The sequence below is a fragment of the Thermonema lapsum genome (assembly GCF_011761635.1).
Taxonomy (GTDB): Bacteria; Bacteroidota; Bacteroidia; order Cytophagales; family Thermonemataceae; genus Thermonema; species Thermonema lapsum.
Window position 1 is genome coordinate 937,577 of record NZ_JAASRN010000001.1, and the last position, 25,541, is coordinate 963,117.

23 protein-coding genes and 2 tRNA genes are annotated in these 25,541 nt (G+C 47.3%); 14 read left to right on the forward strand and 11 right to left on the reverse strand.

Going from position 1 to position 25,541, the window contains the following annotated elements:
* Together FHS56_RS04135 and msrB are read left to right on the forward strand one after the other, a co-directional pair.
* Window positions 1–933: a diacylglycerol/lipid kinase family protein gene (locus FHS56_RS04135; RefSeq protein WP_166918595.1), complete on the forward strand. Its 933-nt coding sequence runs from the start codon at window positions 1–3 to the stop codon at window positions 931–933.
* An 11-nt stretch (window positions 934–944) separates the two neighbouring features.
* The gene (gene msrB / locus FHS56_RS04140) at window positions 945–1,484 is read left to right on the forward strand and encodes a peptide-methionine (R)-S-oxide reductase MsrB (RefSeq protein WP_208409623.1); all 540 of its coding nucleotides are present in this window, start codon (window positions 945–947) and stop codon (window positions 1,482–1,484) included.
* A 258-nt stretch (window positions 1,485–1,742) separates the two neighbouring features.
* Here msrB and FHS56_RS04145 read toward each other — a convergent pair whose 3' ends face one another.
* Window positions 1,743–3,167: a Glu/Leu/Phe/Val family dehydrogenase gene (locus FHS56_RS04145; RefSeq protein ID WP_166918596.1), complete on the reverse strand. Its 1,425-nt coding sequence runs from the start codon at window positions 3,165–3,167 to the stop codon at window positions 1,743–1,745.
* A 174-nt stretch (window positions 3,168–3,341) separates the two neighbouring features.
* Between FHS56_RS04145 and FHS56_RS04150 the strand changes: the two genes are divergently transcribed.
* Together FHS56_RS04150 and FHS56_RS04155 are read left to right on the forward strand one after the other, a co-directional pair.
* On the forward strand, window positions 3,342–3,827 hold the full coding sequence (locus FHS56_RS04150) for a globin domain-containing protein (RefSeq protein WP_166918597.1): 486 nt from the start codon (window positions 3,342–3,344) through the stop codon (window positions 3,825–3,827).
* Between the two features lie 90 nt (window positions 3,828–3,917).
* A complete protein-coding gene (locus FHS56_RS04155) occupies window positions 3,918–5,075 on the forward strand; it encodes a sensor histidine kinase (RefSeq protein ID WP_166918598.1) in 1,158 nt (385 codons plus the stop codon).
* 6 nt (window positions 5,076–5,081) lie between these two features.
* On the opposite strand, the gene FHS56_RS04160 is transcribed toward FHS56_RS04155, so the two are convergent.
* The gene (locus FHS56_RS04160; RefSeq protein ID WP_166918599.1) at window positions 5,082–5,546 is read right to left on the reverse strand and encodes a hypothetical protein; all 465 of its coding nucleotides are present in this window, start codon (window positions 5,544–5,546) and stop codon (window positions 5,082–5,084) included.
* Window positions 5,491–6,243 (reverse strand): hypothetical protein, encoded by a 753-nt coding sequence (locus tag FHS56_RS04165; protein ID WP_166918600.1) that lies wholly within the window; start codon window positions 6,241–6,243, stop codon window positions 5,491–5,493. The genes FHS56_RS04160 and FHS56_RS04165 overlap by 56 nt, the downstream gene beginning before the upstream one ends.
* A gap of 57 nt (window positions 6,244–6,300) precedes the next feature.
* Here FHS56_RS04165 and FHS56_RS04170 point away from each other — a divergent pair, with 57 nt between their 5' ends.
* The 4 genes from FHS56_RS04170 to FHS56_RS04185 all read left to right on the forward strand — a co-directional run bounded on the left by FHS56_RS04170 (window position 6,301) and on the right by FHS56_RS04185 (window position 10,738).
* Window positions 6,301–7,473 carry an AIR synthase related protein gene (locus tag FHS56_RS04170; RefSeq protein WP_166918601.1) on the forward strand — a complete coding sequence of 391 codons (1,173 nt, stop codon included), beginning with the start codon at window positions 6,301–6,303 and terminating at the stop codon, window positions 7,471–7,473.
* Window positions 7,474–7,523: 50 nt separating this feature from the next.
* Entirely contained in the window at window positions 7,524–8,585 is a 1,062-nt protein-coding gene (gene galE / locus FHS56_RS04175; protein WP_166918602.1) for a UDP-glucose 4-epimerase GalE, read from the forward strand.
* Window positions 8,586–8,661: 76 nt separating this feature from the next.
* Window positions 8,662–9,726: a dTDP-glucose 4,6-dehydratase gene (gene rfbB / locus FHS56_RS04180; protein WP_166918603.1), complete on the forward strand. Its 1,065-nt coding sequence runs from the start codon at window positions 8,662–8,664 to the stop codon at window positions 9,724–9,726.
* A 1-nt stretch (window position 9,727) separates the two neighbouring features.
* On the forward strand, window positions 9,728–10,738 hold the full coding sequence (locus FHS56_RS04185) for an SDR family oxidoreductase (protein WP_166918604.1): 1,011 nt from the start codon (window positions 9,728–9,730) through the stop codon (window positions 10,736–10,738).
* 359 nt (window positions 10,739–11,097) lie between these two features.
* On the opposite strand, the gene FHS56_RS04190 is transcribed toward FHS56_RS04185, so the two are convergent.
* Window positions 11,098–11,170, reverse strand: a tRNA-Pro gene (locus FHS56_RS04190).
* 52 nt (window positions 11,171–11,222) lie between these two features.
* Window positions 11,223–11,295 (reverse strand) — tRNA-Pro (locus FHS56_RS04195).
* Between the two features lie 81 nt (window positions 11,296–11,376).
* On the opposite strand from FHS56_RS04195, the gene FHS56_RS04200 reads away from it, so the two are divergent.
* On the forward strand, window positions 11,377–12,258 hold the full coding sequence (locus FHS56_RS04200) for an NAD kinase (protein WP_166918605.1): 882 nt from the start codon (window positions 11,377–11,379) through the stop codon (window positions 12,256–12,258).
* Here FHS56_RS04200 and FHS56_RS04205 read toward each other — a convergent pair.
* Complete coding sequence (locus FHS56_RS04205; RefSeq protein ID WP_166918606.1) at window positions 12,255–13,118, reverse strand: phosphatidate cytidylyltransferase; 864 nt, start codon at window positions 13,116–13,118, stop codon at window positions 12,255–12,257. The genes FHS56_RS04200 and FHS56_RS04205 overlap by 4 nt on opposite strands.
* Window positions 13,078–13,305 (reverse strand): putative signal transducing protein, encoded by a 228-nt coding sequence (locus FHS56_RS04210; protein ID WP_166918607.1) that lies wholly within the window; start codon window positions 13,303–13,305, stop codon window positions 13,078–13,080. The genes FHS56_RS04205 and FHS56_RS04210 overlap by 41 nt, the downstream gene beginning before the upstream one ends.
* A 135-nt stretch (window positions 13,306–13,440) precedes the next feature.
* Between FHS56_RS04210 and FHS56_RS04215 the strand changes: the two genes are divergently transcribed.
* Window positions 13,441–14,220 carry a class I SAM-dependent methyltransferase gene (locus tag FHS56_RS04215; protein ID WP_317165653.1) on the forward strand — a complete coding sequence of 260 codons (780 nt, stop codon included), beginning with the start codon at window positions 13,441–13,443 and terminating at the stop codon, window positions 14,218–14,220.
* Window positions 14,221–14,247: 27 nt separating this feature from the next.
* Here FHS56_RS04215 and FHS56_RS04220 read toward each other — a convergent pair whose 3' ends face one another.
* A complete protein-coding gene (locus FHS56_RS04220; RefSeq protein WP_166918608.1) occupies window positions 14,248–14,637 on the reverse strand; it encodes a DUF1987 domain-containing protein in 390 nt (129 codons plus the stop codon).
* A gap of 32 nt (window positions 14,638–14,669) precedes the next feature.
* Complete coding sequence (locus FHS56_RS04225) at window positions 14,670–15,218, reverse strand: SiaB family protein kinase (protein ID WP_166918609.1); 549 nt, start codon at window positions 15,216–15,218, stop codon at window positions 14,670–14,672.
* A 216-nt stretch (window positions 15,219–15,434) separates the two neighbouring features.
* On the opposite strand from FHS56_RS04225, the gene FHS56_RS04230 reads away from it, so the two are divergent.
* The 3 genes from FHS56_RS04230 to FHS56_RS04240 are packed head-to-tail and all read left to right on the forward strand — an operon-like array spanning window position 15,435 to window position 19,994.
* On the forward strand, window positions 15,435–18,131 hold the full coding sequence (locus FHS56_RS04230) for a D-alanine--D-alanine ligase family protein (protein WP_166918610.1): 2,697 nt from the start codon (window positions 15,435–15,437) through the stop codon (window positions 18,129–18,131).
* Complete coding sequence (locus tag FHS56_RS04235) at window positions 18,128–19,120, forward strand: PASTA domain-containing protein (RefSeq protein ID WP_166918611.1); 993 nt, start codon at window positions 18,128–18,130, stop codon at window positions 19,118–19,120. The genes FHS56_RS04230 and FHS56_RS04235 overlap by 4 nt, the downstream gene beginning before the upstream one ends.
* Window positions 19,121–19,142: 22 nt before the next feature.
* Window positions 19,143–19,994 (forward strand): PASTA domain-containing protein, encoded by an 852-nt coding sequence (locus tag FHS56_RS04240; RefSeq protein ID WP_166918612.1) that lies wholly within the window; start codon window positions 19,143–19,145, stop codon window positions 19,992–19,994.
* On the opposite strand, the gene FHS56_RS04245 is transcribed toward FHS56_RS04240, so the two are convergent.
* Window positions 19,919–20,428: a hypothetical protein gene (locus tag FHS56_RS04245; protein ID WP_166918613.1), complete on the reverse strand. Its 510-nt coding sequence runs from the start codon at window positions 20,426–20,428 to the stop codon at window positions 19,919–19,921. The two genes, FHS56_RS04240 and FHS56_RS04245, sit on opposite strands and share 76 nt — an antisense overlap.
* A 282-nt stretch (window positions 20,429–20,710) precedes the next feature.
* Between FHS56_RS04245 and FHS56_RS04250 the strand changes: the two genes are divergently transcribed.
* Window positions 20,711–24,262 (forward strand): T9SS type A sorting domain-containing protein, encoded by a 3,552-nt coding sequence (locus FHS56_RS04250; RefSeq protein ID WP_166918614.1) that lies wholly within the window; start codon window positions 20,711–20,713, stop codon window positions 24,260–24,262.
* Window positions 24,263–24,355: 93 nt separating this feature from the next.
* Here the strand turns inward: FHS56_RS04250 and FHS56_RS04255 are convergent, their stop codons facing one another.
* On the reverse strand, window positions 24,356–25,516 hold the full coding sequence (locus tag FHS56_RS04255; protein ID WP_166918615.1) for a sigma-54-dependent transcriptional regulator: 1,161 nt from the start codon (window positions 25,514–25,516) through the stop codon (window positions 24,356–24,358).
* Between the last annotated feature and the right edge of the window lie 25 nt (window positions 25,517–25,541).

Here is a 25,541-nt window from a genome sequence, read left to right on the forward strand (position 1 = left end):
ATGCCTCACGATTTCACACGTATCTTGTTCGTAGTAAATCCCATTTCCGGCGGGCACGACAAAGAAGCTTTCATAAGACAAATTCCGCAATGGGCAGATAAACACCACTATGAAGTACATATTTACAAAACCACTGGCAATGATGACAAAAGCAAGATAGAAGAAACAATAAAAAACTGGAACCCGCAAGTAGTCGTAGCTGTGGGTGGCGACGGTACCTGCAAGTTGGTTGCAGAGAGCCTGCAAGGAAGCCAAGCAGTGATGGGCATCATCCCCTTTGGTTCTGCCAACGGCTTGGCTACTTCGCTGCATATACCCGCTACCCCCCTGGAAGCGCTGCAACAACTACCCCACATGACCATACAGCGCTTAGATGCGCTTTATGTAAACAAAGCGCTGAGCTTGCATCTTGCAGACCTCGGCTTCAATGCTAAAGTTATTCACCGCTTTCAAGAAGAAAAAACACGTGGCTGGTGGGGCTATATGAAACTCTATCTGCAAGAGCGCCGCTCCCTGAAATCGTTCAAGATACGCTTTCATCTGCCGCATGCCCCTAAGCGTAAATGGTTCAATGCTCGAGCATACATATTGGTAATTGCCAACATGCAGCGTTATGGCACCGAAGCGCTCATCAACCCTTTGGGGCGCGCCAACGACGGTAAATTCGAGCTGGTGCTCGTGCGCCCCATTCCATGGTGGCGGTTGCTGTTGGCTTTGCCTCTGTTTTTCTCCGATAAGCACCTGCAAAAAGGATTAAGTAAAATATGGCAGACCGACTACGCCGAATTGTATCTGAAAAAAGCCGAAGCTTTGCAGGTGGATGGCGAACCCATGGGTAAACATAAGAAAGTAGTAATACGCATCAAAAAGCAAGCTATACCAGTACTGTGCCCACAAGAGCAAACAAATGACCGCTTACCTTTGTTTTCATAATAAAAACTGTCATGTGGTATCGCCTTCTGATGGTTGTCTTTCTACTATTGGCAAGCCCCCTTGCCGCTTGCAGTCAAAAGCCAACAGACAACACAAAACATTCACCTGCTAAAAAAGAAGCATCTATGGAAAAAGACAAGCACGCACTCCCTCAGTCCGAAGAGGAATGGCGCCGCATACTTACGCCCGAGCAATACCGAGTGTTGCGCCAAAAAGGTACCGAGCCGCCCTTCAGCGGCAAATTCTATAAGCACAAAGAGAAAGGTGTTTATGTGTGTGCCGCCTGTGGTAACCAACTGTTTCCTTCAGATTTCAAATACGACTCTGGCTGCGGATGGCCCGCCTTCTATGACGCCCTTCCGGGTGCCGTTATTTTCCAAGACGACTACAGCTATGGCATGTATCGCATAGAGGTGCTCTGCGCACGTTGTAAAAGCCACTTGGGGCATATCTTCGATGACGGACCCGCCCCCACAGGCAAACGCTACTGCATCAATTCCGTTGCCATGGACTTCAAAGAAAAAGATGATAAGGAAAAGCCTTCTGAATAGTAAAAGCCAAGAGCTTGCAACCTAAACTCGAGCAACCTTTCTGCTTGTGATGCTTTTCTTCTTCGTCCTTTCGAGTGCAAGTGAGAAAGCTTCCTATGGCTTGGCAGGATTGAGCGCTCTCACTCGCTTTGCTCGTTCGAAATGGCAGCCACATCAATAGAATGCTGATGCATACCCTGTCTTTGGACAGCACGCTCAAAACACAAAGCCCCTTTAAAAAGGGGCTTTGGTATTTACTATGTTGGCAATTTCTACACATCAGGGGAACAAGCCCATCATCTGGTAGCTGAGGGCTACCTTGTTGATGCCGTTGAAGAAAGCAGCCGTACGATAGTCAGTAATGCCGGGCACGGTCAGTAGAGTTTCACGCATTTCGTGGAAGGCTTCAATCATGGTGTCTTCCAAGCCAGAGTGCACCAAAGTTTTTTCATCTGCTCCTTGAATGAGCATGGCTTTCTCCTCGGGCGTAAGGCTCTTGCCGGTGAGTTTTTCTATGGTACTCACTATCATAGAATATTTACGTTCTTCGGCGCGCTTCGCCATACGACCGAAACGCACATTGGCTAAGTTTTTCAGCCATTCGAAGTAAGATACCGTTACCCCGCCGGCATTCAGCCACAAATCGGGTAAAATCACCACGCCCTTCTGGTGTAGGATTTCCTCACCTTCGCGCGTTACTGGACCATTGGCAGCTTCTGCTACTATCTTCGCTTTGACGCGTGGAGCATTTTCGGCATGAATTTGATTTTCCAAAGCTGCTGGAATCAAGATATCACACTCCATCTCGAGCAAAGCCTCGGGCTCATCGTAGCACTCCACATCAGGATATTGGGTAATGAGGTTGCCGCTTTTTCTGAATTGGAATACATCATCGACGTTCAAGCCCTTTTTGGAATAGATGCCCCCTTCACGCTCAGCAATACCCACAATGATAGCCCCGGCTTCCTGGCAAAACTTGGCAGCGTGGTAGCCCACATTGCCCAAGCCTTGCACAATGATGCGCTTACCTTCAATCCCGCGAGATAAGCCCAACTTGGTTACCTCTTCTTCTATGTCCAAAAATTCGCGAATACCAAAAAACACGCCCAATCCAGTGGCTTCGGTACGTCCACGAATCCCGCCTGCCCCAATGGGCTTACCGGTTACGCAACCTTGGGCATCGGTATCGCCGTGTTTGAAAGTCAAATAGGTATCCATAATCCAAGCCATTTCGCGGCTGCCGGTGCCATAATCGGGAGCTGGCACATCCAAAGAGGGACCAATCAGGTTTTTTTGAATGAGCTCTACCGTAAAACGGCGGGTAATTTTCTCCAAATCTTTCTCGCTATATTTCGTAGGGCTTATTTTCACCCCACCCTTGGCACCTCCAAAAGGCACATTCACTACGGCACATTTGAAGGTCATCAAAGTAGCCAATGCTTTCACTTCGTCTTCCGACACATAGCTGCTGTAACGAATACCACCTTTGGTGGGCAGCTTGTGGTGGCTGTGCTGTACCCTAATGCCCTCAATGACTTCTACTTTTCCGTTGATTTCTACAGGGAACTGAACCTTGTACACACTGTTGGCAACACGGATTTGCTGAATCAAACCCTTATCCCATTTGGTATGACGTGCTGCTTTGTCAAAGTAATACAGCACATCATTCATAAACTTGGTGCCCTGATCTGCTATCTTATTCATAGACAATTTAGGTTTAAAATACAGATGGAATCTGAGTGCAAAGTTTGTAAAAAATAAAGATACAATAGCAATTTTTATACAAAAAACATTAGAATCATATCTTAGTCGCTTGTTAAGTTCTAAAAGTTTTTATAACTTTATCTTGTTGTAAACCTCATCAAATCATCAAATATTATGACTACCCATTCCATTCAGTTGTCTGCCGAAGAAAAAGCCGCCGTAAAAGAGGTGTGGGTGCAAATGCTCGTACACAAAAAAGAATGGGGCATGTGTTTCTATGAGCGCCTCTTTGCCCTTTATCCACACATGAAACAGCTCTTTAAAGGCGATACAGAAGAGCAGGGGCAAAAGCTGGTCAATGTGCTTACTTTGATAGCCAGCAAGCTGGATAAAATAGACCAGATACGCCAAGAAGTGAAAGCCTTAGCCGAAAGGCACAAGCAATACAACGTAAAGCCGGAGTATTACCTGCCGTTCATCAACTTGTTGCTGTCGGTGTTAGCAGAAGCTATGGGCAGCCGATGGACCGAAACTACCGACCTCGCTATGCGAAAGGTGATGTTCATCATGATGGAAGCTGTCATTGAGCACATGAGCCCCGAAGATGAATATAAAGAAGCCGTAGAAAGTGCCAAGCAAATACTTAAGATAGCAGGTTAATGTTAATGCAAAGCATTTCTTTCGAAACAAACTGCTTTGATATTTTATTTTTTCCCTAAATTAGTGTCAGGGAAAAGTAATTGATACACCATGAAGCCTGCCTTATACTTTCTTTTTTGTCTATGTTTTCTTTTCGAAAGCTATGCTCAACAGAGCACTACTTACAGCGACAGCCTTAGACAATGGATGCAACAGAAAGAGCAAAGGCAGGAATACAAAGAAGCACTAAGCTATGCAAAAAAAGAAATTGCGCAGCAAGACAGCCTATTGCAGGCTACCCAACAGGCGCAGCAAGAAATACTAAAAGCCGTAGAAAAAGAAAAACAAGCCATGCGCTTGGGCTTGGTGCTTATGATAGGACTTCTTTTAGTGCTTCTTCTCTTCTTCATACAATATCAAAAGATTAAGGCAGGCTTAGAAAAAAACAAAAGAGAACTTGAAACTAAAAAATCCGAGTTAGAGCGTTCCGAAAATGCGCTCATTCAGCAAAATCTGCGCCTGAGTCAGCTTAGCTACGAGCGCAACCAAATTGCCAAGACGGTCAGCAAAGACCTACGCATGCCTTTCAACCGCATCATCTCTTTGGTTGACCTGCTGCGCTTGGATGAAGGATATGAACGCCTGACTCCCAATCAAAAAGAATACATCCAAAACATTTTGCAGGTAGCTATGGACGGGCTCAATACCCTCCAGAATCTCATAGACATCCGCGACATAGAGAAATACAGAGAAGAAATACGGGTAGAAACCTTCGACTTGGTGGAAGTAGTCAACGAGCTGCTCCGCGCCTACCGCGGCTATGCCTATGCCAAAGAGCAGGTCATACAAATAGAGCGTAACCGCGAAGAAATAGAGATGCGCAGCGACTCTTTCTTGGTGCGACGTATCATCGCTCAGTTGCTGTCCAACGCCATTAAGTTTTCGCACAAGCATTCCGAGATTTTTGTGCGCCTACTTGACCACGGCGATGAGGTTGTCATAGAGGTGGAGGATGAAGGTCCCGGCATCTGCAAAGAAGATCGCGAGCGTTTATTCCAAACAGGCGAACACAATCCATTTAGGAACAAACCTACAGGCGCAGAATCGGCTGCTGGCATGGGGCTTATCATCTGCAAACAATTGGTAGAAGCGCTGCATGGCACCATTGAATGTGAAAGTGAAGAAGGTAGAGGCTCTTTGTTCCGGGTGCGACTACCCAAGAATTACCATCGCAAAGCCAAAGAGCTCAAAGAACAGGCAAAAGTGTGAAAAAACTTAGGGGCGCTTGCGGTACAAACAAACGCGCCCTCGGCACTCCACCAGCTGCCAAGCCTGCGGCTCGAAAGCTGCAGCATAATCAGCTCCCAAAAGAGCATACTCATGCCATGCCTGCTCGTTTTTAAGCAGCCACACTGTAGCACAGTCTTGTGTGGCAGTGCTGTCGGCAAGCAGCAAATCCTGCAGACGTGGGGCATCTTGCTGGAAAGCAAAGTAAAAAGCTCCCCCCGTAGCCAACCGGTTGTCCGTCATAATACAGTGCTCATTTCCTGCTTTTGAGAAGTATTTTTGCAATAAATACTTCTCGTCTTTATAAGTCCCCTGCGTTTGCGTTTTATAAGCTGCATACGCCGGATGAACAAAGCCCAATGCCACCAGTGCTGGCAATGCGAAACGACGCAAAGGCTCATAAAAGGCGCCCAAACAAAGTACTCCCCCTTCTAAAAAGTAGAGCGTCGCCAAGGGATAATTTCCCCCATAAAAACACCACAGAGAGGCAGCCCACAGCAGCCCTCCCCATGCTCCCACCGAAGTAAAGCGCTAAGAGCACTCCACCCAATAGACAGGCATAGCGCCAAAAAAGCAGGTGTTGCCTCCGGAGCAAGTCTTGAGCCAAAATCCACAACAAAGCCGGCAAAAGCCAAATGACAGTTTCTTTGGTAAGAAAAGCTATAAAAAGCGCCCCTACCATAGTTAAAGCCGGCTTGCTGCCGCCCGACCTTCTTTCCAATGCCATACATACCACACTCACCCACAGCATCAGCACAGTGTCGGGATAGAGTTTTGCCGCAAAGTAAAATACGTAGTAGTCAGTAATCAAAAAGAGCACTGCCACCCATCCCCAACTATCGTAACGCCACAACAACACACAAAGCAAAAGCACACATATCACAGGGTATGCCAAGGCAGTCCACTCGTGGATGCCACCCAAAGCAATAAAAAATGCCACCGGTACATACAATCCCACACGGTGGTCCATGAGATAATGCAAATGTAGCTTGCCTTGTAGCAGCTCCACCGCCTTGCGCACATAGTAGATGTCGTCGTAAAAATAAAAGCCGTCAAAGAAAAGCCACAGCAAGACAAACCAAAGCAACAAGGCAAAAGCTGCCCCTCTTTTTTCCAACCACAAAGAGGCAGAGGCATCCAGGCTTTTCATGGCTTTTTCGTAATTTGCAGCCTCAAAATAGACAAAGCACAGAACTTTCCAAAAGTCATGAGCAAATACGACCAACGGGGGGTGTCTGCCTCCAAAGAAGATGTGCACAAAGCCATTGAAAAGATAGACAAAGGGCTTTTTCCCAAAGCATTCTGCAAAATCATAGCTGACCACCTCAGCCATGACAAGGATTATTGCCTCATCATGCACGCCGACGGTGCCGGCACCAAGTCAGCCTTGGCTTATGTCTATTGGCGCGAAACAGGTGATTTATCTGTATGGGAAGGCATAGCTCAAGATGCGCTGGTGATGAACCTCGACGATTTGTTATGTGTAGGTGCTACCAACCATATACTTGTGTCATCCACTATAGGCAGAAATAAAAACTTGATACCGGGCGAGGTCGTTGCTGCCATCATCAACGGCACCGAGCGTTTCGTGGAAAAGATGCGGCAGTATGGCATTGAAATGTACACTACCGGCGGCGAAACAGCCGACGTAGGCGACTTGGTGCGTACCATCATTGTGGACAGCACCGTAATTGCCCGCATGAAACGCAGCGAAGTCATCGACAACAGCCGCATTCAAGCCGGCGATGTAATTGTAGGCTTAGCAAGCTTCGGGCAGGCTACTTACGAAGATGCCTACAACAGTGGTATGGGAAGCAACGGACTCACGGCTGCCCGTCATGAGGTCTTTCATCAGAGTGTAGGACGCAAATACCCCGAAACCTATGACCCGGCAATCCCTGACCAACTGGTGTACAGTGGCAAATATCGGCTCACCGATACCATCGACATAGCCGGGCAGCAAATACCCATGGGCAAGTTTGTCCTCTCGCCCACACGCACCTACGCCCCCATACTCAAAAAGGTATTTGACAAAATTCGTCCTCATATTCACGGCATGGTGCACTGCAGCGGTGGCGGTCAAACCAAAGTGCTGCATTTTGTGGAAGATGTACATATAATCAAAGACCACTTGTTCGACACCCCGCTCTTATTCCGTATCATACAGGAACAAACCGGCATGGCATGGCAAGAAATGTATCAAGTGTTTAATATGGGGCACCGGATGGAAGTATATCTGCCCGAAGATTATGCGCAAGTGGTCATCGAGGCAGCACACAGTTTTGATGTAGAGGCACAAATCATCGGACGTGTAGAACCTTCAGCTTCAGGGAAAAAACTCACCATTCGCTCGCCTCATGGTGAATTCACTTATGCTTAGGCACTTTGTTTGCTAAAGACAGATGCAATCAAAACACAACCCACAGTTTTATGCAAAAAACAATATTGGTTACCGGCGGCTTGGGCTTTATTGGCTCTCACACAGTGGTGGCGCTACAAGAAGCCGGCTACGAAGTGGTCATTGTAGATAACCTGAGCAATTCCTTTGCCTTTGTATTGGACGGCATCTGTTCAATCAGCGGCGTTATGCCTCGCTTCTATGAAGGTGATTGCAACGACCGGGCATTCATGCAGCAGCTGTTCGACAAGGAAAAAATAGTGGGCGTCATCCACTTTGCCGCCTACAAGGCTGTGGGCGAGTCAGTTGCCTACCCCTTGAAATACTATCACAACAATCTTTTATCGTTGATTGTGCTGCTTGAGCTCATGCAACAATACAAAGTGGCACACTTGGTTTTTTCTTCGTCCTGCACTGTATATGGACAACCCGAGCAGTTGCCCGTCGATGAATCGGCACCCATACTGCCGGCACAGTCTCCTTATGGCAACACCAAACAGGTGAGCGAAGAAATCATCCGCGACAGCGTACAGGCAGGCATACCCATCAAAGTACTTGCCTTGCGTTATTTTAATCCCATAGGAGCGCACCCAAGTGCCCATATAGGCGAGCTACCTATAGGCGTTCCTAATAACTTGGTACCCTACATTACCCAAACGGCTGCGGGCATTCGCCCCGAACTTTCTATCTTCGGTAAAGACTACAATACCCCAGACGGCACCTGCATCCGAGACTTCATTCATGTAATGGACTTGGCAGAGGCGCATGTCAAAGCACTGGACTACCTGCTACGGCAAGATGCCCCTTCGCTTTACGACTACGTAAACATAGGCACGGGCAAAGGACATTCCGTATTAGAAGTAGTACAAACATTCGAGCGGGTCAACCGCATCAAACTGCCTTATAAGTTTGCTCCACGACGCCCGGGTGATGTAGAACAAATTTATGCCAAAGCCGACAAAGCGTGCCAACTGCTGGGCTGGAAAGCAAGCCGCAGCCTCGACCAAGCCCTGCGCGATGCATGGCAATGGCAAGTGGCGTTGAAAGAAAAAGGCATCTTGGAAAAGATGCAAAAGGCTGAAACCAATTCATAATATAGAAAAAACGAAGGGGGTTCTCCCCTTTCTTTTTTATTTTTACAGGGTTCAACCTAAGCAATACAAGCAAAAAATGGAAAACAAAACCATATTGATTACTGGAGGTGCCGGTTTCATCGGCTCGCACGTGGTGCGCCTCTTTGTAAAAAAATATCCGCACTATCATATCGTAAACCTCGATAAGCTGACTTACGCCGGCAATCTTGAAAACCTGAAAGACATAGAGGGAATGCCCAATTACACTTTTGTGAAGGGGGATATTGTAGATGCCAACTTTCTGCATGCTCTTTTTCAAAAATACGCTTTCGACGGGGTGATTCATCTGGCTGCCGAGTCGCACGTGGACCGCTCCATCCTCAACCCCATCGATTTCGTCATGACCAATGTAGTGGGCACGGTAAACTTGCTCAATGCCGCACGGCATGTGTGGAAAGAAGACTACGAACGAAAACGCTTCTACCACGTATCTACCGACGAAGTATATGGCTCGCTTGAAAATACAAACGAGTTTTTCACCGAAAATACCCCTTACGACCCACGTTCCCCCTATTCGGCTTCGAAGGCGTCGTCGGACCACTTCGTGCGTGCCTACCACAATACCTATGGGCTGCCGGTGGTGCTTTCCAACTGCTCCAACAATTACGGTCCCAACCAGTTCCCCGAAAAACTCATACCTCTCTGCATCCTGAATATCAAAAACAAGCGTCCTATTCCCATATATGGCAAAGGCGAAAACATACGCGACTGGTTGTATGTGGTGGACCATGCACGTGCCATCGACTTGGTGTATCACCAAGGCAAAACAGGTGAAACCTATAATATTGGTGGGCACAACGAGTGGAAAAATATAGATGTAGTGCGGCTCATCTGTCGTCTGATGGACCAAAAGCTGGGACGCCCCGAAGGCAGCGCCGAACAGTTGATTACCTTTGTAAAAGACCGCGCCGGACACGATTTGCGCTACGCCATCGACGCAAGTAAGATACAAAAAGAACTGGGATGGACGCCCTCCGTGCGCTTCGAAGAAGGGCTCAGCCAAACCATCGACTGGTACTTAGCCAACGAAGAATGGCTCGAAAGGGTAAGCAGCGGGGCTTACCGCGAATATTACCGCATACAGTACGAAAACCGCCAATAAAATGAGCCATAGTCTTTATACAAAGGCTTTTCATTCAGGCACATTGAAAAACAAACGCTTTCTGATTACAGGCGGTGCCGGCTTTATCGGCTCCCACCTTGTAGAGTATTTATGCGTACACGGTGCTGGCTTGGTGCGCATCATAGACAACCTCTGTACCGGAAAGCTCGATAACATAGAACCCTTTCTTCGTATGCCCGGTGTGGAATGGATAGAAGGCGACATCTGCGACCTCAACACCTGCATGCAAGCATGCGAAGGGGTAGATTTTGTACTGCATCAAGCCGCTTTGGGCTCTGTGCCCCGTAGCATCACCCATCCCTTGCAGAGTCATGCCACCAACGTAGATGGCTTCTTAAATATGCTTTATGCTGCCAAAGAAAAAGGCGTACGCCGTTTTGTGTTTGCCTCTTCTTCTTCGGTATATGGCGACAGCCCGCACTTGCCCAAGCAAGAAGAAGTCATCGGGAAGCCCCTTTCCCCCTATGCCCTGACCAAGCTTATCAACGAACAATATGCCGAAGTATTTGCAAAAACCTACGGCTTGGAATACATAGGGCTGCGCTATTTCAATGTGTTTGGTCCTCGTCAAAACCCGGAAGGTCCTTACGCTGCGGTGATTCCTCTTTTCATGAAAGCGGCACTGCTCAAAGAAATGCCCACCATTCATGGCGACGGGCAGCAATCACGCGATTTCACCTTTGTAAGCAACGCAGTGAAAGCCAACCTACTGGCTGCCTTGTGTGAAGACAAAGCGGCTGTTAACAGGGTGTATAATGTGGCTTGTGGCAGGCAATACACCGTGCAGGAAATTTGGCAGCACATTGCCCGCCTCACAGGCACCTCGGCACAGGCACGGTATACGGCGCCCCGCCCGGGCGATGTGCGCCACAGCCTTGCCGACATCAGTGCTGCCCGGCAATTGCTTGGCTACGAACCGGAGCACTATCTCGAAGAAGGTTTGGCATTGTCGCTGGCATGGTACCGCTCACTGTATGTGCCAAATCAATAAGTGTTGCAAGCTTCCCGTATTCGATTGCAATCTCTGATTTTGCTATAAAGTGCTCCAATGCCATAACAGCGAGGGGGTGAGCACGGCTCTCAAAAGCGTGCGTATCTCAGCAGTCATAATCCGCTGATAGATGGAGGGCTGTCGGTTATACTGCCGTTGATTTCAAAAATAAATATCGAAGGAAGTGCGAATTTTCAGGCATACGGGCACCCCCCATCGTAGCGGCGTGGGCAGCCTATGGGTTCAGTCAAAGATTGAGTATCGAAAAAGTCTACGCCGGCTCAAAGCTGTCAGCTGCCTGCCATCACATATTCAAAAAAAGCAAAAGGCAACTCGAATGGTAGTTGCCTTTTGCGTAGTCGGGATGACTGGACTCGAACCAGCGACCCCCACGTCCCGAACGTGGTGCGCTACCATCTGCGCTACATCCCGATAAACAGGAGAAGGCGACCCTTTGTTGAAAGCCGCCTTCATGTTTTTGCTGTCGGGATGACTGGACTCGAACCAGCGACCCCTAGCACCCCATGCTAGTGCGCTACCAACTGCGCCACATCCCGATTGCGTTTTGCTGTTGCAAAGATAACAGCTTTGTTGTAAACTTACCAAAACTTTTTGAAAAAAATTTCAATCCACGCTTTATGGTCATTGCTATTCACGGTCATAATTTTCGCACAGAGGTGCGCTCGTATATTGAACGGATGCTACATTTGCTTACCCATCAATACCATGCCAAGATTTTTTTCTCTAACGACTTTGCCCGCTTGGTGCAAAAACACGAACTGCAAGACTACGACCAACAGCTCTACTACACCAATCATAGCGACCTGCCCGAAGTAGATTTCTTTTTCAGTGTAGGGGGCGATGGCACCATGCTGGAATCTGTTACGCATGTGGGTGCCCGTCAAATCCCTATTGTAGGTATCAATACGGGGCGGTTAGGTTTTTTGGCAACCATTGCCCCACACGAACTCGAAGATGCCGTGCACAACCTCTATAAGGGCTACTATCACTTCGATGACCGCTCGCTTATTCACCTTGATTCCAACTGTAATTTGTTTGGTGATTTAAACTTTGCCCTGAATGAATTCACCGTAACCAAGCGCGATACAGCTTCCATGATTATTGTGCATGCCTATGTAGATGGGGAATATCTGAACTCCTACTGGGCAGACGGTTTGATTATCTCTACTCCTACCGGCTCTACAGGTTATTCGCTCAGTTGTGGAGGACCCATTGTGTTTCCACGGTCAAAAAATTTCATCGTCACGCCGGTCAGTCCACACAATTTGAGTGTACGCCCTTTAATCATCTCAGACCAAAGCGTCATTTCATTGCAGGTGGAAGGCAGAAACCGCTACTTTTTAGCATCGCTCGATTCCCGCTCCGAAATCATCGACTCATCGGTGCAGATAGCCATCAGCCGGGAGCAGTTTTGCGCCCGCTTGGTACAAATGAAAGAGCACAGTTTTATGGAGACACTGCGCACCAAGCTCAATTGGGGCTTGGATATACGCAATTAAGTACTCACCTGTGTGGTCCAAAAAAGCCATGCGGCTACTAAGGGCGATGCCAGTAGCAAACCATCAAAACGGTCAAGAAGACCGCCATGCCCGGGTATCAACGTGCCAGAGTCTTTCACGCCTAAGCTGCGCTTAATCATGGATTCCGTCAAGTCGCCGTAAATCCCTCCAAGAGTGATAAGAAACGACATACCTACCCATTGCTCTACACTTAGCGACTTGAAAACGGAAGAAAGCCACAATGCCACAAACATGGAAAGCACGGCACCCCCGATGGCGCCTTCCCATGTTTTGCCGGGGGATATGCGAGGAAACAACTTGTTTTTGCCCAAAGCCTTGCCCACAAAGTAAGCTCCTGTGTCGTTTGCCCATAGCAACAACAAGAAGCCAAGGGCTACATAGTATTGGTAAAAACTACCAAACAAATAAGCGGAGCGCATATAGAGCATAAAGGGCAAAAGTACATAAAACCAAACGGCGCAGTGCAGTGCCATCACTTCCAAAGGCTGCCCTTGATGACGGTCATAAAGCAGAGCAATACATAGGAAAAAGAATAAAAAAACCACTGCCCACAGCCATGCCCACGTTTGCCATATGCCTATCAAATGCAGCCCATGCAACAACAAAATGACCGCCGCCGACAACACACCGAAGTTTTTAGCTGGGTGTTTGATGTGTGTCTGTGCCAGCTTCAACAACTCATGCGCCGAAAGCAGGGCAATAAGCGAAAACAACAACACAAAACTTTCGCCCCCCCACCACACACTGCCCAACAGCAACGCACCGCCTATTACACCCGAAACTATACGCAATTTCAGATTAGAGGCTTTCTTCGTCGGATTGCTCGAAGCTGATTTCATATCGAACGATTTTTAGTGCACGAATTACATCCATAGGGTGAACCTGGACTTCCAGCTCGCCCCACAAGCCATACATTGAGTCTTTTTTGTCTAAAATAACGGATTGAATGCCCCGTTCAAGCAGGATTTGCTGCACGATACCAGCTCTGTGCGGGTACGGCGTTTGATATACAGTCTGCCATTGCATAGACCCAAACAAAGATTCTGCAAGATGCTATGGCAGCAAATTACAAAATTTGTATCGATAAGTTTACACAAACCCGCCCAAAGGTAAGCATAACTTTTGCTAACTTTGTTTTTCGAAAGTTTTTGGGTTACCGTCATGAACTTATTGTTTAGCACTACGGAAATCACCTCAGGACACCTGACCTCAGACGCTCCCTTACATTACCGCCTCTTGTTTGCCTACAAGGCGGCTGCCAGTTTCTTACAAGGAGGAAAGTTGCTTGAGGTAGGTTGTGGTATAGGCAGAGGCATCCCTTTCCTCCTGCCCAAGGTGTCGGAATATCAAGCAATAGACAAAAACCGCCGACTGCTCGAAAGCCTACGGGAGCAATATCCTCAAGCTACCTTTATCAGCGGGCGAGTGCCCCCCCTCACACAAATACCCGACAATGCCTTTGATTATGTGCTCAGCTTTCAGGTGATAGAGCACATCGCCGACGACAAGTTGTTTGTAAAAGAACTGCACAGGGTATTGAAACCGGGCGGCATGCTTATGCTCACCACGCCCAACCGTCTGCGCTCGCTTACACGCAACCCTTGGCATGTGCGCGAATATACCGCCGAAGAACTCGTTGCCCTGTTGCTGCCTTTTTTCAAAGAGGTAGATATGCGAGGCGTAGCCGGCAATGAAAAAGTAGAGCGCTACCAACAAGCCAATGCCGTTTCAGTAGCTAAATGGAAGCAATGGGACTTGCTGAAGCTCGAATATCGCCTTCCATCATGGATGCTGCGTATCCCCTACGAAATACTGAATCGCATGAACCGCAACAGGTTAATGCAGCAGGAGGAGAGCACCCGCAACATCACACTGGATGATTATTTGTTGGTAAAAGACAGCAAGCAAGCGCTGGACTTGTTTGTCGTGGCAAAAAAATAAAAAGGGTGAGTAGCTCACCCTTTTTTCTTATTCTTCCACCGGAATGATGTTTATTTGAATCCCCAAAAAGTTTTCGTAGTCCTCGGCTTCTTCACGAATGTCTTCGTCATCTTCGGGATAGTACCAAGTGATTTTCACATCTCCACCTGCATCTTGATATTCCTTCAAGATGCGCACGATGTCCAAAAAACACTTGGAAGAACTGGTATTGTAATAAGTAAGGTTAAAAGTAAAATCGATAGGTCCTCTCTTTTCTTCGGTGTATTTCTTCAACCAATCCAAAATAGGGCGATAAAACTCCCAAGTATCTTCCAAGTACGATTCTCCTTCAATCAGGCACTTTCCAGTGGAGGCATCAAACTTAACGTGTGGGGTAAAATAGGTACTTTTTACGCCTTCAATCTCTAAGTTTTCCATATGCTCGCTTTATTTTCTATATCCTAAAATTGTTAAAGGTTTTTCTTCACATTCACAGCCAGCGCAAAAAACGAAAGCTTGTCGTCCACATCACGAAACTCTACCGATATAGGCTGTGCCGAAGTTAAGGCTATTTGAATGAGCCCGATACCTGCCCCTTTGCTTCGCTCATCTTCGTTGGGGTTGATGCGCTGTTCAAATTTCAAGCGGCGCAGTGCTTCCCTGTCAAGTGTGTTAATCAACTCGCATTTGTCCCACAAGGTAGGTATCCATTTTTTTTCAACCAAGTTACCTGCCATCAAGGTATAGAATTCCTCATCTTCGGTAATCACAATGGTGCCTACCCGGTACTCTTTATCCCCAATTTTACTGACTTCAGAAGAATAAAAAAAGATATTCTGTGCCAACTCCATGAATATAGAATATACTTTTTTACCGGATTTGGGGTCTTGTGCCAATTTGTTTTTTAACTCCTTACTTATCTCGTATATAATCACGTCGGACATTGGACCTTTATACGATACCAATATTTCTTTGCTTGACAGGTCCTGGTAGTGATTAAAAAAACTAAACTTTCCCATTGCAATCTATTTTTACTGTTTTTGAATAGTCGCAGTTTAATTATAGTAAAGTGTTCAAATATATGCAATTCTATTTGGATTTTTTCCAATTGACTTTGAGCAAATCGCATTTTCTTTTGCAAAAAGAGCCTCCTCTGTGGCATTGGCTTCGCAATTAAAGCGGAATTCTTATTTTTGAGCAACTAATTAGTCTGCGAAACCTATAGTTTTCATTTCATGATACGAATCGGGATATTTCTTGGTGGCAACTCACGTGAGCGTGAGGTAGCGTTTGCCGGCGGGCGCACCGTCTATGACAACTTGGATAAGTCGCTTTTTGAAGCTATTCCCATCTTTGTGGACAGCTTGGGCAGATTCATACTCCTGGAATGGGAGTACTTGTACAAAGGCACCATCCGCGATTTTTACCCTCCTGCACAATATCAACCCAAAGACTTTCAAATTTATATAGAGTCGCTTGGGCATATGCCCCGCGCAACAATCGAGCAAATTGCCGCCGAGGTAGGACGCCCGATTAGTCCTGCCGACTTCTCCGAACTTTTCGATGTAGCTTTCTTAACCCTGCATGGCTCCTATGGTGAAGACGGCACTATTCAGGGTTTGCTGGAATGGCATGGCATCCCCTATACAGGCTCGGGCATCTTGCCTTCAGCCATCGGCATAGACAAAGCCACCCAACAACGCCTGTTTCAAAAGATGGGCTTCGAGCGCCCAGCTTACCAGCTGCTTCATCGCAGCGACTATCTGCGTATGGACAGCACGGCACTACAACAATTACTGCACGACTGCCTGCATACTCTGGGCAATCGCCTAGTGATAAAATCGGCACATCAAGGGTCCTCGATAGGTGTGAGTGTGTTGCGTAACCCTTCCCTCGATGACTGGAAAAAAGCCCTGGATAAAGCTTTCTTTATCCGACGCCTTGCACTGGAACACTGGCACCGCCTGAATGCAGAACAGCAACGTACACAAATCATCGAATGGATAGACATCCGTGAAGGGCTGGGCTTCCCCATGCTTGTGGAATACCAAGACGAACAGACTACGCTCTATCATCCGCATCAATTGCGTGAGTGGCTTGACCGACACACCAGCGGGGAAGTAACACTCTACGCACTGCAAAACACGGAAACGGAAGTACTCATAGAGGCTTTCATCGAAGGGCAAGAATTTTCGTGCATCGTAATAGAAGACCTAAATGGCAAACCTATAGCGCTGCCGCCCACGCAAATCATCAAACAAAATGAAGTATTTGATTATCGTGCCAAATACCTTCCCGGCATCAGCCGTAAAATAACCCCTATCGAACTACCCGAGGCACAAATAGAAGCCATCAGAGAAGCCTGCGTGTCGTTGTACGAAGCTATGGAAGGCGAAGTGTATGCCCGCATCGACGGTTTCATAACCCCGCAAGGTAAGATTTATCTCAACGACCCCAACACTACTTCGGGCATGATGCCTTCTTCTTTCTTCTTCCATCAAGCAGCCGAAATCGGCTTCGACCCCAGTCGTTTCCTTACTTATATCATTGAACGTTCGCTGCAGGTGCGTGCCTCGCAACCCAACCTGCATTTCAAAAGCCTGCAACTACTTGAACGCCTGCATGCCCTGAAAGACAAGCTACACAAACAGAAACAAGACACTATACGCGTGGGGGTCATCATGGGCGGCTATTCTTCTGAAAGACATATTTCAGTAGAAAGTGGGCGCAATGTCTATGAAAAGCTATCGGCTTCGACTAAATACTCTCCTATTCCGCTTTTCTTGACCGGCAATGCCAAGCATTGGCAGTTGTATCGCCTGCCCATCCATTTGATGCTAAAAGACAACGCCGACGACATCAAAGAAAAGATAGAGCAGTACAAAAAGCACCCTATCATAGAAAAGATAAAGCAAGAAGCACAAGGTCTCACTGCTCACTATGCCCCCGATGCTTTCTTTGAACCCCAAGCCGTCCATTTCGAAGAGCTGCCTGAGATGGTGGACGTGGTTTTCATTGCCTTACACGGACGCCCCGGCGAAGACGGTTCTCTGCAAGCCGAGCTGGAAAAGTATAGTATCCCCTACAACGGCTCGGGGGTGGCAAGCTCTCAAATCACCATCAACAAATACGAAACCAACGAAATACTGAAAAAACACGGCATAGCAGTAGCAGAGCATCGTTTGGTACACAAAAAAGAGTGGGAACAAGAAGGACAAAAGCTAATTGAAGCCATTGAGGCAACTTTTGCCTATCCTTTCATAGCTAAGCCCACCGACGATGGCTGCAGCTCGGCAGTAAAGAAAGTAAAAAACCGAGAAGAGCTGCTGGCATATATCGAAGCATCGTTCCGCGCAGAAGAAACGCTGGACCCGATGCTTATGCAGCGTTTAGGCTTGAAACCGGGCGCCCCCTTCCCGCCCCGTGATTCCTTCCTTATAGAAGAGCTCATCACAGCCCGTGGTGCACGCCGTTTTCTAGAAATCACCGGTGGCTTGCTTACCCATATCGATGCTGAAGGCAACCGGCAGTATGAGGTATTCAGTCCTTCGGAAACCCCCGCTCTGGGCGAAGTGTTGTCGCTTGAAGAGAAATTCTTGGCAGGTGAAGGACAAAATATTACCCCCGCACGCTTCTCTGAAGACCCAGAAGAGAACCGACGCATTACCGAAATCGTAAAACAGCAGCTGCAAAAAGTAGCTGAAATCCTGGACGTAGAGGGCTATGCCCGTATCGATGCTTTCGTGCGCGTGTACTCTCCTGAGGAAGTAGAAACCATCATCGTAGAAGTCAACTCACTGCCCGGCATGACGCCTGCCACTTGTATATTTCACCAAGCAGCCTTGCACCACTATACCCCTTATGATTTTATAGATAAGATTTTGAGCTATGCTCTGAAAAAATCAAAAAATACAAAGCTAAAACACGCATGAAGTTCTGGATAAAAACCAATTCCGTCAAGCAAGTAGTTATACATTTGCTACTGGCAGCCATTTCATTCATACTGCTGTTGGTACTTTTCTTCTTTTACTTTATACCCTACATCGCACGGCAAGACGAAGTAACCGAGGTACCCCGTCTGACAGGTGCCTCCATAGACTCGGTGCTTGCCATTTCTGATGCTCTGCCCGTGGAAATCATCATTCAAGACAGCAGCTTCTCCACCGATTACAAACCGGGTACTATCTTAAGCCAATACCCCTTGCCCGGCACACAGGTAAAACCTGGGCGTAAGGTCTATTTGACCATTTGCCCCAAAGAGCCCCCGATGACCGAGATGCCCAAGCTTACGGGCATTTCTTACCCCACCGCCATTGCCAAGCTCAAAAGTAGCCAGTTACAACTGGGGCGTATCCGCTTTGAGCCCGACATAGCTATTGATATTGTACTTGAACAAGAAATAGACGGCAAGCCTGTCCCGCCCGGTACTCCTATCAAAATGGGCACCAAAGTGGACTTGGTGGTGGGCAGCGGCATTGGAGAAGAAGAATTTGACGTGCCCGACCTCACCGGCTTAACCCTCGAAGAAGCAGAAACTGTATTGAAGGAGCGTTCGCTGCGCTTGGGCATTGTGCGCTATGACGAAAATGCCCAAGCGCCCTACCGACGCATATTCAAACAAAATCCAGCGGCATTTGTTGACTTGTCGCAATATGAGCTTGCCGGTTATGATAAACACGGCAAACCTATTTATCGCCCCATTAAAGTGCGCAGCGACAGCCTTTTTGCAGACGGAAGCCATAGCAAGAGTTTGAACCTAAGCAAAGTGCCACGCAACAAAATACGCCCAGGTGAGATGATAGACGTATGGGTTTCGAATAACCCAACGTATTCGGTATTCAACGACACCATTTCCGTCATGATGAACGAAATGCAGCCTATCGACTCACTCATAAAGAAAGGCGGTAATCGGAAGAAATAAAGCACTCCTTAGTTTTGCCAGCATGGCTCCACGCTTCCATATTCGCATTCCTACCGACAAGAAAATATATGTATGGCTTCATGCAGTAGCAGCTTTGCTTACGGCACTGCTGTTGCTGCTTTTTTTCTTTCTGCTTGCCTTGCCGTTTTATACCCGCCAAGGACAGCTACGCAGTATTCCTAATATCGTGGGCTTATCGCCGGAAAAAGGCATTCAAAGATTACAAGATGCAGGCTTCCGCTCTGTGATTCAAGACACAATATTTGTAGTAGGTAAACCACTCAATAGCATTGTGGAGCAATACCCTTCTTACGGACAGCTTGCCAAACCGGGACGCAAAATATACTTGCGGGTATCGCCTCCCTCTCCCCCACGGCTACCCCTGCCAGAGCTCCGGGGACTAAGTGTGGAACATGGCTTGCGCCGCCTACAACAAGCCGGCTTTCAACACATCCAGTTGCGATACTCGCCCGCTACGGAGCTTCCGCCCAACAATATCATAAGTCTTGAAGACAAGCAGGGCAAGCAGCTAAGTCCTCATAGTCTATTTACCATCACCGACACCTTGGTAATGGTAGTCAGTGAATCACCAGAGCCTACCATAGAGGTACCCCAACTCATGGGCTTAAGCGAAGAAGAAGCCCGGTTCGTGCTTCGTGCTTTGGGCTTACGCGTGGGCAATATCGAATACATTTTTGACCAACCCCAGCTGCCCTTAGGCTTGGTGGTAAAACAAAACCCTCTTCCCTATGATTGGAAAGAGGGCAAAAAACACTACCATCGGGTAGAGAAAGGCAGCTACATAGACTTGTGGGTGGTAGGCATGCCTGTTCCCCAAGAGTCGGACACTCGAAAACCGCACCCTACTCCATAAACAATTTCAGGGTGTCTTATTTTGCCGCCGCTATTTCCCACCTGCGCCAACATAAACAGTGCTCCCAAGGCAATCAGTGTGTTGGCAAGTAACAGATAAAACGGATAGTTATCTTTCTTCAAAAGCCACCAAAAAGAAAAAAGGGCAAAGAGACCCACAATTTCTACAAGCCAAAAAGCAGTCTCGGCGGCTTCCTCATGGGCATGAATGAGGCGATGGTTTACTTCCGGTAGCTTCTCTACTACCTCTTCGGCGCCTTCGCCTGTCAACAGTGCCGGCACAGCCAATACCGCCGCCAGTATCATCAGCCCCAAACCGGTCATCGCTACCTCCTTCTTCCGAAGAAACAGGGAAGTGAGAAGAACCAGACTACCAAAAAACATGCCTGCTATAGGCAGGTGGTTCACTACAAGATGTAAATGCGCTGCATTCATAGGCTCTATTCTTTTTATTGAAAACTTGGACAATATAACCAAATAAATGACTTTTATAGTGTACCACTCTTGCGCACTCCCATAATTTTACTCAATCTCAGGTTACCTAATGCAAGAAACAAAGATTTATATAAAAAACATTTGCTACTACTTTTTTTCTTTTTAATGATAAGAATAACATGAATTGAAAACACATTCATCACAAATTTGATTTTAAAAAAATTGGATTAAAATACTGTTTTTCTTATATTTGCAAAAACATAGCTTTAAAAACAGGTGCTTATGAAACACATAAATACGCTTATTTTAATTACTTTATTCAACATATCATTACATGCACAAGTAAGTGTAACAGCAACAGCAGGGACGAGCAATGGGTCTTATACAACCTTAAAGGCAGCCATCGATGCCATCAACGCTGGCACACACAAGGGTAATATCAACATTCAAATCACAGGCAATACCACCGAAACAGCGGGGATTAGCATCAATGCTTCTGGCAATGGAAGCGCCAATTACATCTCCATCACCATACGTCCACAGGGTGGGGTACGCACCATTGCTGCCAGTTTTAATGGTCCATTGCTGACCTTAAACGGTTGCCAAAACGTCACCATCGATGGGCAGTACAATGGAGGACGAGGCTTAATCTTTTCTCACAATTTCGGTGGAACTTATGATTACGCCTTATTATTCACCAATGGTGCTTCCAACAATATAGTACGCTACTGCAACTTCCGGGCTGGGCAATCACATATAGACAGAGGCGTAATAACTTTGCTTGCCAATAACAGCAACGCTATACAAAACAACATCATAGAATACAACGCGGTCTATCATGCTCCAAGCTATTTTCCTACAAATGGCATTGTAGCAATAGCCACCGACGCTAACGGCAAAGTGCGCAACAACAAAATCCAACACAACTACATCTACAACTTCTACTCTCCCAACAAGCCCACTGCCGGCATACGCTTCAACTTTAGCGCTGCTTCTCCGAACTTGAGTTACGGCAACCAAATCTTAAATAACCGTATTTACCAAACTTCCTCACGCGACTACTCTTCCAATGATACACATCGCGGCATCTACCTGCAAGGTGGCGGCAGCTATACAGTAAGTAACAATGTTATCGGTTTTTCCAGCGGCAATGGCATGGGAACCTATCAAATGACTACTACCAATAGTAAATTGCTCTATCGCGCCATAGAGATGCGCGACCTTGACAACGTAGGCACTCACCTCATAGAAAGCAACACCATCTCCAACTTTTATTTTGAAACCACCTCAAGTGAGAACAACGCTGCTGGTGGCAATGAAATAGGCATATGGTGTGCTATTGTCGTGGGGCATTACACCTCTAATGACAATTTCGACGATAATTACTCTGCCATTATTCGAAACAACATCATAGGCAGCAGTACCACCAATGATGTAATTATAACGGTCAATGGAGGTAGCAGTGACCAAAGTATGACAAAGGGAATTTATGCCCACTTCAACGGGAATTGCATTATAGAAAACAACAAAATCGGTGGCATATGGGCATATGGAGTAGGCACGACTAATGGCTCTAACTTTGTAGGTATTGATGTGGACGGCAGCGGAAATAAAAACGTAAACTACAATCTGATTGGTAGCGAAACCACAGCGAACAATATCAAAACAGGAATGCCGAACTTCACTACCGAAGATACATTTGTGGACGGAATCTATGCCGATGCATGGGGCAATAATACCTACAACTACAACGTCATTGCCAACATGACTTCTTATGGCAACGGCAGCACTAGTAGCACAGGCTCTACCAATGGAGGCATTTATTGCTACTACGGTACCAACACATTCATCGGCAACCGCATCCATGACATCCGTGCATACAACGATGGTGGTTTCTTCAGCTTTACTGACCCCACCACCGGCACCAATGTCAATGTGCAGCTATTTGGAATTTATAACACAGCCGGCACCGGGCAAGCCATCATAGACAATGAAATATACAATCTTTACAACTACCACCCCTCGGCTCAGTTATGTACAGTGGGCTTGATGCTTGGTAAAGGTGGCAGTGACTCCTACGTGGCTCGCAACAAGATATACAATCTATGGATGAACAGCAGCGACCTTTCTTCCATAATAATGGCCATGGGTGTGAACAACAACAACGCCTCTGATGAGTGGACTTTAGCAAACAACATGATTAGCATAGGGCAAAATGTTACGCGCAATTACCGTATTTTGGGCTTTTATGCCAACACACCGGCAAGGCTGCGACTCTGGAACAACAGCCTTTTAGTGCAAGGCAATTCCAACGGCTCAGCCAACAACCGAACTCATGCTGCCATTTTCATCCAAAACAATTTTGAAGCATACAACAACCTGTTCTTCAATGCTCGCACTACTACCGGCGGTTCCAGCGGCATCAACGTAGCACTAAGCATATTCAACGCTGCCGATGTAGCTTCGGTGAATACCGATTTTAACGTTTATTTGGCTAAGGACCCCAACTTCGGAGCGCTGACCCTGGGTTATTTAGACAATAATGGCTATACCTTCCCCTATGTTTTCACACAAATGAGCACTTGGCGCAACGAAACAGGCAAAGACGCCTACAGCTGGGCAGAACGCGGCAGCGGCTCGGCACTTACCTCCTATGTTCCCGACCCTGCCGACCTGTTTATCGACCCCGATAACGGTGACTTACACATCAACCCCAACCATGAAAGCGCATGGTTTGTAAATGGCAAAGGTACGCAAATCAACCACCCAGGAGTGATTACTGACTTGGACGGGAACCTTCGCTCCACTTCCGTAACTACGGGAACTACCGATATCGGTGCCGATGAGTTTGATATGAACTTGGCTGTTGCCCCACCCAATGCTTATATTCAAAGTGGCAGCATTAGCAACGGCAGTACTACCGTTTTCTATTGGGCACAGAAAGAAGTAGCGCGCATCACTTGGAGTGGTACTACTTTACCTACCGAGATGTGGGTGCAATACTATTCGGGCGAAACTCCACCCAATCCCATACCCGGCGCAGAATATAGCGATGGCTATTGGCACGTAGCCCCCAAGAACGGCAGCTTCTCTGGTTTATATACCATTCAAATCAGCTTTGGACCACACGAGACCGGTACCATCGCCAATCCAAGTACTACAGCTATTCTTACCAAACACGATGCGGGGGTTTGGGTACCTTTCTTTGCCGGTACTGGTCCCCTGCAAAGCCAAAAGAACTACCTGCCTGACCCCAAGAAAATATGGGTTACTGGTATCAGTTCTTTTTCCGACTTTGCGCTTACTTCTGCCTTTGCCCCCTTGCCTGTACAATTGACTCAATTCACGGGCGAGGCTACAGCCGAAGGCATTGAGCTGACATGGACACTTGACGGCATTCCCAAAGAAGTGATATACATAGAGCGCTCCAGTGATGCGCTGCACTTCAGTCCAATAGCCGAAATGCCTGCCCATCTGGGTAAAAGTCGCTATATAGACACCCACCCACAAGCAGGCTACAACTACTATCGTCTGTTTATCCGGGGCAGTGAACAAAACGAGCACTCTGCGGTCATTGCTGTTTGGTGGAATGAAACCACCCCAACTATACAGATTTATCCTAACCCTGCCACTTCGTGGATAACAGTGCAGGGAGTAAGTCCCGGCGCAGAAATCAACTTGCGCAGCAGCAATGGGCAGCTCATACAACAACAGCTAAGCAATGGCGAGAAATGCCACCTGACACTGCAAGGGCTTGCATCGGGCGTTTATTTAGTCGAAATAAAAGAACGAGGCAGTAATCCACGCATAGAGAAGCTCATCGTTCAACAATAGGACAAGGCGTAGGCAATGAGTAAACAAAAAAAGCAGCGGCGGGGCAATCAAGCTCCGCCGCTGTTCGTATGGTGCTGTTTTTAGTATTACCATTCAGTTCATGCCGTAGCGCTGTACATCACTGGCGGTGATGGTGTCGCCAGCAGCCATAATCACCAAACGCTCTACTACATTGCGCAACTCGCGTATGTTGCCTGACCAACTGCGCGACTGCAGCAGCTTCACCGCTTCTGGCTCTATTTCTTTTTTCTTGGTTCCGTACTCATCGGCAATAGACAGTAGAAAGTGCTCTACAAGCAAAGGAATGTCTTCTTTTCTTTCATCCAAGCTGGGCACGTGAATGACTATGACACTCAGGCGATGGTAAAGGTCTTCGCGAAAATTGCCTTTTTTAATTTCTTCACGCAAGTCCTTGTTGGTAGCAGCAATCACGCGCACATCCACTTTTATTTGCTTGTCGCCCCCTACACGCGTAATCACCTGCTCTTGCAAGGCACGCAATACTTTGGCTTGCGCCGACAAGCTCATGTCTCCGATTTCATCGAGGAAAAGCGTTCCTCCGTTGGCTTGTTCGAATTTGCCTATACGCTGCTTGATAGCAGAAGTAAAGGCGCCCTTTTCATGCCCAAACAGCTCGCTCTCTATCAGCTCACTGGGAATAGCCGCGCAGTTTACCTCCACAAAAGGACCTTTGGCACGTTGGCTCTTTTCATGAATTTGGCGACAAACCAACTCTTTGCCCACCCCATTAGGTCCCGTGATGAGCACCCGGGCATCGGTAGGCGCCACCTTGTCAATATCCTCGAGCACCCGCTTAATAGCCGGCGACTCTCCGATGATTTGATATTTCTTGCTTATTTTCTTCTTCAAGACCTTGGTTTCTTGCACCAAGTTGGTTTTGTCGATGGCATTGCGCACACTTACCAACAGGCGCGCCAAATCCGGTGGCTTGGTAATAAAATCAAAAGCGCCTTTTTTGGTTGCCTCTACGGCTGTGTCTATACTTCCGTGCGCCGAAATCATGATAAACTGAGTGTCTTTGCCCAAACCCATGGCTTTTTCGAGCAATTCCATGCCATCCATTTTGGGCATTTTGATGTCGCAGAGCACGACATCAAAATCTTCTTTTTCTATTTTATCGAGCGCTTCTACGCCGTTGGCAGCCTCCTCTACCTCATAACCTTCAAACTCCAAAGCGTCGCGCAGCGCTTCTCTAATCATTTGTTCGTCGTCAACAATCAGGACTTTTGCCATAGTCTCTGCGAATGGTGTATGTATA

Coding starts and splice junctions, on each gene's coding strand:
- FHS56_RS04255 (WP_166918615.1), bottom strand. CDS start 25,516: ATGGCAAAAGTCCTGATTGTTGACGACGAACAAATGATTAGAGAAGCG.
- FHS56_RS04210 (WP_166918607.1), bottom strand. CDS start 13,305: ATGCAATGGCAGACTGTATATCAAACGCCGTACCCGCACAGAGCTGGT.
- FHS56_RS04185 (WP_166918604.1), top strand. CDS start 9,728: ATGAGCCATAGTCTTTATACAAAGGCTTTTCATTCAGGCACATTGAAA.
- msrB (WP_208409623.1), top strand. CDS start 945: ATGTGGTATCGCCTTCTGATGGTTGTCTTTCTACTATTGGCAAGCCCC.
- FHS56_RS04220 (WP_166918608.1), bottom strand. CDS start 14,637: ATGGAAAACTTAGAGATTGAAGGCGTAAAAAGTACCTATTTTACCCCA.
- rfbB (WP_166918603.1), top strand. CDS start 8,662: ATGGAAAACAAAACCATATTGATTACTGGAGGTGCCGGTTTCATCGGC.
- FHS56_RS04250 (WP_166918614.1), top strand. CDS start 20,711: ATGAAACACATAAATACGCTTATTTTAATTACTTTATTCAACATATCA.
- FHS56_RS04235 (WP_166918611.1), top strand. CDS start 18,128: ATGAAGTTCTGGATAAAAACCAATTCCGTCAAGCAAGTAGTTATACAT.
- FHS56_RS04145 (WP_166918596.1), bottom strand. CDS start 3,167: ATGAATAAGATAGCAGATCAGGGCACCAAGTTTATGAATGATGTGCTG.
- FHS56_RS04170 (WP_166918601.1), top strand. CDS start 6,301: ATGAGCAAATACGACCAACGGGGGGTGTCTGCCTCCAAAGAAGATGTG.
- FHS56_RS04225 (WP_166918609.1), bottom strand. CDS start 15,218: ATGGGAAAGTTTAGTTTTTTTAATCACTACCAGGACCTGTCAAGCAAA.
- FHS56_RS04150 (WP_166918597.1), top strand. CDS start 3,342: ATGACTACCCATTCCATTCAGTTGTCTGCCGAAGAAAAAGCCGCCGTA.
- FHS56_RS04135 (WP_166918595.1), top strand. CDS start 1: ATGCCTCACGATTTCACACGTATCTTGTTCGTAGTAAATCCCATTTCC.
- FHS56_RS04230 (WP_166918610.1), top strand. CDS start 15,435: ATGATACGAATCGGGATATTTCTTGGTGGCAACTCACGTGAGCGTGAG.
- FHS56_RS04205 (WP_166918606.1), bottom strand. CDS start 13,118: ATGAAATCAGCTTCGAGCAATCCGACGAAGAAAGCCTCTAATCTGAAA.
- FHS56_RS04155 (WP_166918598.1), top strand. CDS start 3,918: ATGAAGCCTGCCTTATACTTTCTTTTTTGTCTATGTTTTCTTTTCGAA.
- FHS56_RS04240 (WP_166918612.1), top strand. CDS start 19,143: ATGGCTCCACGCTTCCATATTCGCATTCCTACCGACAAGAAAATATAT.
- galE (WP_166918602.1), top strand. CDS start 7,524: ATGCAAAAAACAATATTGGTTACCGGCGGCTTGGGCTTTATTGGCTCT.
- FHS56_RS04215 (WP_317165653.1), top strand. CDS start 13,441: ATGAACTTATTGTTTAGCACTACGGAAATCACCTCAGGACACCTGACC.
- FHS56_RS04245 (WP_166918613.1), bottom strand. CDS start 20,428: ATGAATGCAGCGCATTTACATCTTGTAGTGAACCACCTGCCTATAGCA.
- FHS56_RS04200 (WP_166918605.1), top strand. CDS start 11,377: ATGGTCATTGCTATTCACGGTCATAATTTTCGCACAGAGGTGCGCTCG.
- FHS56_RS04165 (WP_166918600.1), bottom strand. CDS start 6,243: ATGAAAAGCCTGGATGCCTCTGCCTCTTTGTGGTTGGAAAAAAGAGGG.